This is a genomic window from Williamsia sp. (genome assembly GCF_016462415.1).
Lineage (GTDB): Bacteria > Actinomycetota > Actinomycetes > Mycobacteriales > Mycobacteriaceae > Williamsia_A.
On record NZ_JAEMTF010000141.1, the window covers coordinates 1 to 9,477 of the forward strand.

The 9,477-nt window shown below is 69.3% G+C and carries 9 protein-coding genes and 1 pseudogene; 1 reads left to right on the forward strand and 9 read right to left on the reverse strand.

The window, feature by feature from the left end; genetic code table 11:
- From JHC79_RS21540 to JHC79_RS21550, 3 genes and pseudogenes are all read right to left on the reverse strand, one after another.
- A pseudogene (locus tag JHC79_RS21540) lies at positions 1-1,108 on the reverse strand (polyribonucleotide nucleotidyltransferase); the annotation flags it as partial.
- Positions 1,109-1,524: 416 nt separating this feature from the next.
- Positions 1,525-1,794: a 30S ribosomal protein S15 gene (gene rpsO / locus JHC79_RS21545; RefSeq protein ID WP_253663424.1), complete on the reverse strand. Its 270-nt coding sequence runs from the start codon at positions 1,792-1,794 to the stop codon at positions 1,525-1,527.
- A 153-nt stretch (positions 1,795-1,947) separates the two neighbouring features.
- A complete protein-coding gene (locus JHC79_RS21550) occupies positions 1,948-2,940 on the reverse strand; it encodes a bifunctional riboflavin kinase/FAD synthetase (RefSeq protein WP_296394741.1) in 993 nt (330 codons plus the stop codon).
- Between the two features lie 96 nt (positions 2,941-3,036).
- Here JHC79_RS21550 and JHC79_RS21555 point away from each other — a divergent pair, with 96 nt between their 5' ends.
- Entirely contained in the window at positions 3,037-3,771 is a 735-nt protein-coding gene (locus JHC79_RS21555; protein WP_296394743.1) for a metal-dependent transcriptional regulator, read from the forward strand.
- A gap of 16 nt (positions 3,772-3,787) precedes the next feature.
- On the opposite strand, the gene truB is transcribed toward JHC79_RS21555, so the two are convergent.
- From truB to rbfA, 6 genes are all read right to left on the reverse strand, one after another.
- A complete protein-coding gene (gene truB / locus JHC79_RS21560; protein WP_296394755.1) occupies positions 3,788-4,708 on the reverse strand; it encodes a tRNA pseudouridine(55) synthase TruB in 921 nt (306 codons plus the stop codon).
- A gap of 14 nt (positions 4,709-4,722) precedes the next feature.
- Positions 4,723-5,376 carry a 4'-phosphopantetheinyl transferase superfamily protein gene (locus tag JHC79_RS21565; RefSeq protein ID WP_296394745.1) on the reverse strand — a complete coding sequence of 218 codons (654 nt, stop codon included), beginning with the start codon at positions 5,374-5,376 and terminating at the stop codon, positions 4,723-4,725.
- Positions 5,373-6,347 carry a metallophosphoesterase gene (locus JHC79_RS21570; protein WP_296394747.1) on the reverse strand — a complete coding sequence of 325 codons (975 nt, stop codon included), beginning with the start codon at positions 6,345-6,347 and terminating at the stop codon, positions 5,373-5,375. The genes JHC79_RS21565 and JHC79_RS21570 overlap by 4 nt, the downstream gene beginning before the upstream one ends.
- 106 nt (positions 6,348-6,453) lie before the next feature.
- Complete coding sequence (locus JHC79_RS21575) at positions 6,454-7,803, reverse strand: MATE family efflux transporter (protein ID WP_296394749.1); 1,350 nt, start codon at positions 7,801-7,803, stop codon at positions 6,454-6,456.
- A complete protein-coding gene (locus JHC79_RS21580) occupies positions 7,800-8,765 on the reverse strand; it encodes a DHH family phosphoesterase (RefSeq protein ID WP_296394751.1) in 966 nt (321 codons plus the stop codon). Before JHC79_RS21580 ends, JHC79_RS21575 begins: the two co-directional genes overlap by 4 nt.
- Positions 8,766-8,830: 65 nt before the next feature.
- Positions 8,831-9,301 carry a 30S ribosome-binding factor RbfA gene (gene rbfA / locus JHC79_RS21585; RefSeq protein ID WP_296394753.1) on the reverse strand — a complete coding sequence of 157 codons (471 nt, stop codon included), beginning with the start codon at positions 9,299-9,301 and terminating at the stop codon, positions 8,831-8,833.
- Positions 9,302-9,477 lie beyond the last annotated feature (176 nt).

Genomic DNA, 9,477 nt, shown 5'->3' on the forward strand with positions numbered 1-9,477 from the left:
GGATGTCGGTGATGCCGCGACCGTCGATGCGGAAGTGGTCGGTCAGGATGCGCTGACGCACCAGCTTCTTGGTCAGCGAGCGGTACGCCGCGCCGATCTCCTTCTCACGTCCGGCGAACTGCTCGCCGAGCGAGGCGAGGATGTCGCCCTTGAGCTCGTCGGTCTTGTCGTCGCGCTCGGTCTTGCCCGCGATGGTCAGGATCTCCGACAGGCGATCCTTGCCCGCCGACTCGACGGCCTCATAGGCGTCGGGCTGGTAGGCCGGGAACAGCGGGAACTCGCCGGTGGCCTTGGCGGCCTGCGCGGCGAGGCTCTTCTGCGCCTCACACAGCGCGGCGATGAACGGCTTGGCGGCCTCGAGGCCCTCGGCCACGATCGCCTCGGTCGGCGCCTGCGCGCCGCCGTCGATGAGCTCGATGACGTTGTCGGTGGCCTCGGCCTCGACCATCATGATCGCGACGTCGGCGGTGTCACCCTCGCCGACGATGCGACCGGCGACGACCATGTCGAACACGGCGCCTTCGAGCTGCTCGACGGTCGGGAACGCGACCCACTGGCCCGCACGGTTGGACTCGGTCGGGATGAGCGCGACGCGCACGCCACCCACCGGGCCGGAGAACGGCAGGCCGGCGAGCTGGGTGGACGCCGAGGCGGCGTTGATGGCGACGACGTCGTAGAGGTCGTTCGGGTCGAGCGACAGGACGGTGATGACGACCTGGATCTCGTTGCGGAGACCGTCGACGAACGACGGGCGCAGCGGCCGGTCGATCAGGCGACAGGTCAGGATCGCGTCGGTCGAGGGGCGGCCCTCGCGACGGAAGAACGATCCGGGGATGCGGCCCGCGGCGTACATCCGCTCCTCGACGTCGATCGTCAGGGGGAAGAAGTCGAAGTTGTCCTTGGGGTGCTTTCCGGCGCTGGTGGCCGAGAGCAGCATGTTCTCGTCGTCGAGGTAGGCGACGACGGCGCCGGCGGCCTGCTGGGCGAGACGTCCGGTCTCGAAGCGGATGGTGCGGGTGCCGAAGCTGCCGTTGTCGATGACGGCGGTGGCTTCGGTGACGTCGTCGTCGAAGTCCGCTTCCGCGGGCGCGTTTGTCACATCGGTCATGTGTGGATGATTCCTCTCGTTCGATGCGCGCGATCGATCGCTGCGCATCGGTGTATCAGCGCCTGTCCAGGTGGACGGGAGCTGTGGGTCGATGCCCGAGAGGTGACAGCGCCGCAGGTGCGAATGTCCGCGCTGAGGAGGCGGAGGAGGTTCGGCGACGGCCGTCGATCGAAGCGGTCGGAACCGTGTGGGCAATCCCATGGGTTCCGGCAGCCACTACCGAAGACCGATCGCGAACGCAGGGCACGCGTGAGGAGAATGTCATCTCGTGGCATCGGGTCCGTGGCCGAGACTATCACCTGGGCACCGACGGACCTGTTCGCCGCGCGACACGCGGGGCGAACGACGCGGACCGCGGCACTCGTCGAGGAGTGCCGCGGTCCGCGGTGAACAGTGGTCGAGCCGGTGCGACGAGGTCAGCGACGCAGGCCCAGGCGCTCGATCAGCGAGCGGTAGCGCGCGACGTCGACCTTCGCGATGTACTTGAGCAGGCGACGACGGCGGCCGACCAGCAGCAGCAGTCCACGACGGCTGTGGTGATCGTGCTTGTGGGTCTTGAGGTGCTCGGTCAGGTCGCTGATGCGCTTGGTGAGCATCGCGATCTGCGCCTCGGGGGATCCGGTGTCGGTCTCGTGCAGGCCGTACTCGGAGAGGATCGTCTTCTTCTGGTCGACGGTCAGTGCCACGTGTGATTCTCCTGGTGATGATGTTCGCGTCCTGATGGATGGCGTCGACCGACATGGTCGGACGCCCCGGGCGTGGCCACCGCGAACCGCAGCGCGCGCCAACCGACGAATCTACCAGCGCAGAACACACCCACCCAAATCGGCGGGCGCAGGTCAGACGGCGGGGTCGGCCAACACCGCGCGGGTCCGGACGACGTCGTCGTCCATCTGCACGATGAGATCCTCGACCGAGTCGAACTTCTCCATGCCGCGGATACGCCCGACGAAGTCGACGGCCACGTGCTGGCCGTACAGGTCGGCCTTGGTGTCGAGGACGAACGCCTCGACGGTGCGGGTCCGCCCCGAGAACGTGGGGTTGGACCCCACCGACACCGCCGCGCGGTAACTCTCCCCCGGTACGACCTGCCCGACGACCGGTCCGGCACCGAGCACGGTGAACCAGGCTGCGTAGACGCCGTCGGACGGGATGGCCGAGTACATCGGCGGCGCCACGTTGGCGGTCGGGTACCCGAGCTCGCGTCCGCGACCGTCGCCGCGGACGACGACCCCCTCGACGCGGTGGGGCCGACCCAGCGCCTCGGCCGCGGCCTCGACGTCGCCGGCCGCGACACACGACCGGATGTAGGTGGAGGAGAACGTGACGTTCGACCTGGTCGATCCGTCGGCGCCGTCCTCCCCGAGGAGTGAGACGGCCTGCACGTCGAAACCGAATGTGCGACCGAGGTCGGTCAGCACGTCGACCGTGCCCGCCGCCTTCTTGCCGAAGGTGAAGTTGGCACCGACGACGACGTCGGCGGCATGCAGTCCCTCGACCAGGACGCCGTGTGCGAAGTCCTTGGGGCTCTGCGCTGCGAGGACCGGGGTGAACGGCATCACGCAGAACACGTCGATACCGAGTTCCTCGGCGAGCTCCGCGCGTCGGGTCAGCGTCGAGAGCTGCGGTGGGTGGCTGCCCGGTCTCACGACCTCGGCGGGATGCGGATCGAAGGTCATGAGCACGGCGGGGACGCCACGTTTCGCCGCGGCCGAGGTCGCGGTCTTGATCAGCTGTGCGTGACCACGGTGCACGCCGTCGAACACCCCGATGGTGACGACACATCGGCCCCATCCCGCGGGGATATCCTCCAACCCTCGCCATCGCAACACGGGCCAAGCCTACGGGTGCGCGGTGAACCGGACCAGACCTGCCCGTGTGAGCACCGGTGCTTCGGAGAACGGGGCAGCCTGACCTAAGCTCGGACAATGCCTTCCTCCGACGGCGCGCCGAGCAGTCATGCACCGGCGGCAACGATCCCGGTCGCCGAACTGTCCGCTGTCGCACAGGACTACCTGAAGGTCATCTGGACCGCGCAGGAGTGGTCGGCCACGAAGGTCACCACGAAACTCCTCGCCGAGAAGCTCGCGGTCTCGCCGTCGACGGTGTCCGAGGCCGTCCGCAAGCTCGCCGATCAGGGTCTGGTGTCGCATGAGCGCTACGGATCGGTGACGCTGACCGAGATCGGCCGCTCGGCCGCGGTCCTGATGGTCCGCCGACATCGCCTGATCGAGACGTTCCTCGTCCGCGAGCTCGGATACGGGTGGGACGAGGTGCACGACGAGGCCGAGGTCCTCGAGCACGCGGTCTCGGAGCGGTTGATGGAGCGCCTCGACACGAAGTTGGGCAACCCGACCCGCGACCCGCACGGCGATCCCATCCCCGACCTGCACGGGACCGTCCCCGAGTCCAGTGCCCGCCAGCTCGCGGACTTCGGCCCCGGTGACCTCGGTCGGGTCGCGCGCATCGCCGACACCGACCCGGACATGTTGCGTTACTTCGATTCCGTCGGCATCGCGCTCGATCGTCACATCGAGGTGGTCGAGCAGCGTCCGTTCGCAGGCACCGTCGCCGTCGCGGTGGAGGGCGCCGAGCCCATCGACCTCGGCGACATCGCCACCCGCGCCATCTGGCTGGACCCGGTCACCGGTCGGAGCGCCTGACCCTCCCACTCACCGCTCAGCGCAGCGTCGCGGGCCGGACCACCATCACCGATCCGGCGCGTTTGCCCTTCTCCTGCAACAGCGCGATCGCCCGCCCGTTCTCGTCGATGGCGGCGTAGACGCCCTTGATGCCGACCGGTTCGAGCCAGCGGCCCTGGCTGATCGCCTCGGATTCGTCGGCGCCGATGACGCGGTGTGGGAACGCAACCGCGACCGCACGGTCGATGTCGAAGGTGAGTTCGCCGCGCTGCTCGATCTGCTCGAGAGGGGTGGCCTGGTCGAGGTCGAACGGTCCGACCGCGGTGCGACGCAGCGCGGTGAGGTGTCCGCCGACGCCCAGCACCGCCCCGAGATCGCGTGCGAGCGAACGGATGTAGGTTCCCGACGAGCAGTCCACGTCGACATCCAGATCGAACCACCCGTCGGAGATCCGGTGGTCGACGACGTCGAACCGGGTCACCGTCACCCGACGGGAATTCAGTTCGAACTCCGTTCCCTGCCGCGCCAGCGCGTGTGCGCGCTGACCGTCGACCTTGATCGCGCTGACCGTGGCCGGGACCTGGTCGATCTCGCCGACGAACGCACCGATCGCCCCGGTCACCTGCTCGAGGGTGAGGCCCGTGGTGTCCGCGCGGTCGGAGAGGACGCCCTCGGCGTCGTCGGTGTCCGACGAGGCACCGAGCCGGATCGTCGCCTGATAGGACTTCGTCGTCAGCGACAGCAGACCGAGGAGTTTCGTCGCGCGCTCGACGCCGAGCACGAGCACGCCCGTGGCCATCGGGTCCAGGGTCCCGGCGTGCCCGATCCGCCTGGTCTTGAACGCCTTTCGACATCGCGCGACGACGTCGTGGCTGGTGATCCCCCCGGGTTTGTCGACGACGACCAGGCCCGCCGTCGCGATGCTGCGGTTCTCGGCGCTCGTGTTCTCGGTGCTCATCTGCGTGTTTCCGTTCACAGGCTGATGGTGGTGACGACCAGACCGCGTTCGACCCGCCACCGCCCGTCGAACACCGACAGCGGTGGACCACCGTCGATGACGGCACCGTCGATCAGGATCTGCGAGCGGAACGTCCCGGAGTCCGGACCGGTCGGGGTGAACGTGATGTGCGCGTCCTCGAAGCCCAGCCACCGTTCGGTGAGCGGGAACCAGGCCTTGTAGGTAGCCTCCTTCGCGCAGAACAGCAGTCGGTCCCAGTGCACCCCGTCGGGCCGGGTCGCGAGCACGTCCCTCTCGGCGGGCAGGCTCACGTGGTCGAGGACCCCCTCGGGCAGTTCGCCGTGTGGCTCGGCGTCGATGCCCAGCGAGCGCTGCGCCAGCTTGTGCGCCACCACCGCGGCCCGATACCCGTCGCAATGGGTCAGGCTCCCGACGACACCGCGCGGCCACAGCGGTTGGCCCTTGTCGCCGCGCAGGATCGGCACCGGCTCCACCCCCAGCTCACCGAGGGCACGACGCGCCAGGGTCCGGGCGGTGGTGAACTCCGACCGACGCTTGTCGACCGCACGGGCCACCAGCGACTCCTCGCCCGCCAGCAGCGTGCCGTCGCCCTCGTCGCCGAACGCCTCGGCCGCCACCACGCCCCGCGGCAGGACCTGGTCGATCATCGGGAACCACCCTCGCGCTTCGCCTGGGCCTCGGCCCGCCTGGCCGCGAGCTTCTCCTGGAACTCGGCCGCGCGCTCGCGGTAGTCGGGCGGGAGTTCGAAGCGTGCGCCGTGCTCGGGGAGATCGTCGGGACGCAGACCGTTGTCCGGGGTGATCCTGCGCAACAACGGATCCGGGAGTCCGCGGCGTTGCCATTCGCGCGGATAGCCGACGGAGACCTCCTCGAACCGGACGTCGTCGTACCAGGTGGTGCGCGGGATGTGGAGGTGGCCGTAGACACAGCAGGCCGCGTTGTAGCGGGTGTGCCAGTCATGGGTGAGCTCGGTGCCGCACCACAGCGCGAACTCCGGGTACATCAGCGTGTCGGTGGGCTCTCGACGCAGCGGCCAGTGGTTGATCAGGACGGTCTGCTCGCTCGGGTCGAGGGCGTCGAGTCGTTTGCGGGTCCGCTCGACCCGGTCGCGACCCCACGCGTCGCGCGTCCCGAACGGTTCGGGTGAGAGCAGGAACTCGTCGGTCGCGACCACGTTGTTCTCCCGCGCCACCGCGAGCGCCTGGATCTTGTTGGTCGTCCCGGCCGGCCGGAAGGTGTAGTCGTACAGCAGGAACATCGGGACGACCCGGACCGGCGGTGTTCCGTCTCCGGGATCGAAGCGCGGGTAGATGTCCTCCGGGGTGATGACGTGCAGTTCGCGGCAGCTCGCGACGAGGTAGTCGTAGCGGGCGACACCATGGATCTGCAGCGGGTCCTTCGCGGTGGTGTACAGCTCGTGGTTACCCGGCGTCCAGATGACCGTCGAGAACCGTTGCTTGAGCCGACGCAGGGTCTCGGCGATCTCATCGGTGCGCTCGGCGACGTCGCCGGCCACGATGAGCCAGTCGTCGTCGCTCTCCGGTCGGATCTTGTCGAGGATCGCCTCGTTCCCGCGATGCCCGACGTGCAGGTCGCTGATCGCCCAGAGGGTGGCCACCGGTCTCCTTTCCAACCCGACGACCGGCCCGGATGGGCCGTCACCGTCGGCGTCAACTGTATCGGCCGGTCCGGGCGAGGCCGACCGACCCGGTGCTCGCCCCGCCTCAGCGCAGTTCGATCGCCGTCCAGCGACCGGTGGCCATCCGCGCGGTGAGGGCGATGAGCCGCAACACCATGAACAGGCACAGGCCGGTCCAGATACCCGCGAGTCCCCAGTCGAACGCCAGCGACGCCCAGATCATCGGCAGGAAGCCGACCAGCGCACACGCGACGGTGGTGGTCCGCAGGTAGGCCGCGTCACCCCCGCCCAGGAGCACCCCGTCCAGGGCGAACACCACGCCCGCGACCGGCAGCATCGCGACGAAGAACCACCACGGCGTGACCACGGCGTCGAGCACGTCGCGGTCGTCGGTGAAGATCCGCGCCAGCAGGGGCTGCCCCGCCGCGAAGAGCACGACCAGCCCGAGGGACGCGGCCACCGACATCGCCGTCACCGTGCGGGCCACCCCGATCGCTCGGGGGACCGCCTTCGCGCCCAGGGCCGCACCGACGAGCGACTGCGCCGCGATGGCCAGCGAGTCGAGCAGCAAGGACACGAAGTTCCACAGCTGCAGGACCAGTTGGTGCGCGGCGAGCGACGCGACGCCGAAGCGTGCGGCGACCGCGGCGGCGGAGAGGAAACAGACCTGGAAGGACAGACTGCGCACGATGAGGTCGCGGGCCAGAGCCAGCTGGGCGCGGACGGTCGCCCACCGTGGGAGCAGTCCACCCGCGGCTTTCTCCGCCAGGAGTCGCTGCGCGAACAACAGACCGCTGATCGACTGGCCGACGAGGTTGGCCACCGCGCTGCCGTGCAACCCCATGTCCGGGAAGCCGAGCAGCCCGTGGACGAGCAGCGGGCAGATCACTGCACTCACCCCGAGACCGACGACGACGTAGACCACCGGCCGACGGGTGTCCTGTACCCCGCGCATCCACCCGTTGCCCGCCATGGACAGCAGGATCAGCGGGACACCGCAGACCGCGATCCGCACCCACCCCGTTGCTTCGGCCGACACGCCGCCGGACGGCGCGATCACGCCGACCACCCAGGGAGCGATCACCTGCATCACCGCGACGATCAACAGCCCGACGACGATCGCGATCCAGCTGGCGGTGATCCCCTCGGCGACCGCACCCGCCCGGTCGCCGCGGCCGAACAGTCGGGACGAGCGAGCCGTCGTGCCATAGGACAGGAAGGTGAGCTGGGTGCTGACGACCCCGAGGATCAGCGAACCGACACCGAGGGCCGCCAGTGCGACGGCGCCGAGTCGCCCGACGACCGCGAGGTCCTCCATCAGGTACAGCGGTTCGGCGACGAGGACGGCCAGCGCCGACACGGTCAGGTGCGCGATGGTGCGCACGCCGGGGACCGCCGACGGATCGGTGCTCGCGTCGGTCGCGGGGGTGCTCACACCGAGGCGAGCAGCTTCTCGACGACCTCGGTGGCCGAGCCGGTGATGCTGAAGCCGGCGGCGTGACGGTGTCCGCCACCGCCGTGCGTGCGCGCGAGCGGCACGAGGTCGACGGACGAACGCGACCGCATCGACACCGTCCACTCCCCGGGCGCGGATTCCTTGAACACGACCGCCACCTCGGCGTCACCGACCGTGCGGACGAGATCGATGACGCTCTCCGCCTCGGCCCAGTCGATCTGTCTGGAGCACTCGTGGCCGACCAGTGCGTAGACCAGGCCGGCGCCCGACAACGCCTCGGGGACCAGGACGGCGGACTGCAACGCCTCGGACACCATCGTCAACCAGCCGAACTGGTGGGTGTCGAGGAGCAGGCGGGTCCACGCGGGCCCGTCGACACCGGTCTCGAGCAGCCGCGCGGCCACCTCGTGCGCACCCGCACGCGCCCACCGGAACGATCCGGTGTCGGTGACCAGGCCGGCGAACAGACAGGTCGCGATGTCGCAGTCGATCGGCATCTCGAGGTCGTCGAGCAACTCCAACACCAGTTCTGCGGTGCAGTCCGCCGACGGGTCGATGACGTTGACGTCACCGAAACCGCGATTGGAGGCGTGGTGGTCGATGACGACCCCGTGATCGGCACGGTCGACCAGCTCGGCGAGATCGCCGAGTCGCGACGACGACGCGCAGTCCATGGCCACCGCGACCCGGTGGCCCACCAGTTCGGACGGATCGACGATCAGCTTGGCGCCGGGGAGCGCTCCGAGCGCGTCCGGCAACGACCACGGTCCGGGGAACCCGACCTCCACCTCGACTCCTGCTCGGTCGAGCGCCAGTGCCAGCGCCAGACCGCTGCCGATCGTGTCGGCATCGGGACGCACGTGGCACAGCACGGTGACCGCGTCGGCCTCGCGCAGGATCTGCGCGACCTGCGCCCGCGGGCCCGCCACGGCCCGACTCATCGACGCGCTCCGTGCGTGCTCATGCGGTGTGCTCCACGTGGGCCATCATCGAATCCTGGCACGTCTCAGCGATCTTCGGACGAGTCCCGGTCATCATGACCACGCGACTCGGGCTCCTTGTAGGGATCGGGGTCACCTGCGGGTACGGCGTCCCGGGCCTGCTGGGCCAGCAACTCGTCGGCGACGCGGGTCCGTTCGAGGAGTTCCTCCATGTCGCGGGCGGTGTCGAGGACGGTGTCGAGTTGGAACGCCAGGGTCGGCGTGAACCGGACACCGGTACCCGCGCCCACCTTCGACCGCAGGATGCCGGTCGCGCGGTGCAGCCCGGCGGCCGCGGCGACGTAGTCCGGCGGTACCGAGAGCGACTCCCCCATGACCGTGTAGAACACCGTCGCGTCGTGCAGGTCGCCGGTCACCCGGGTGTCGGTGATCGTGACGCCGTTGAGCCGCGGATCCTTGATCTCGGTGGCGATGGCCGACGCGACGATCGCCGAGATCCGCTTGGCCAACCGTTGTGCGCGTGCTGGATCTGCCATGGGAACCACCTGTCTTTCGTCGGCCTCGGACTCCTGTCCGAGAACACTGGGTGAACCAAACGCCCGACCGGCCCGGGACTACCGGGGCGGTCGGGCGTCGGCGATACGAGCAGAGGTCAGCTACGCGCTTTCTCCACCAGTTCGTACGTCTCGATGACGTCGTCGACCTTGATGTC

Bases quoted from the DNA above. Each gene is read 5' to 3' on its own strand.
- JHC79_RS21555 (WP_296394743.1), top strand. From the start codon at position 3,037: ATGCCTTCCTCCGACGGCGCGCCGAGCAGTCATGCACCGGCGGCAACG.
- JHC79_RS21565 (WP_296394745.1), bottom strand. From the start codon at position 5,376: ATGATCGACCAGGTCCTGCCGCGGGGCGTGGTGGCGGCCGAGGCGTTC.
- rbfA (WP_296394753.1), bottom strand. From the start codon at position 9,301: ATGGCAGATCCAGCACGCGCACAACGGTTGGCCAAGCGGATCTCGGCG.
- truB (WP_296394755.1), bottom strand. From the start codon at position 4,708: ATGAGCACCGAGAACACGAGCGCCGAGAACCGCAGCATCGCGACGGCG.
- JHC79_RS21580 (WP_296394751.1), bottom strand. From the start codon at position 8,765: ATGAGTCGGGCCGTGGCGGGCCCGCGGGCGCAGGTCGCGCAGATCCTG.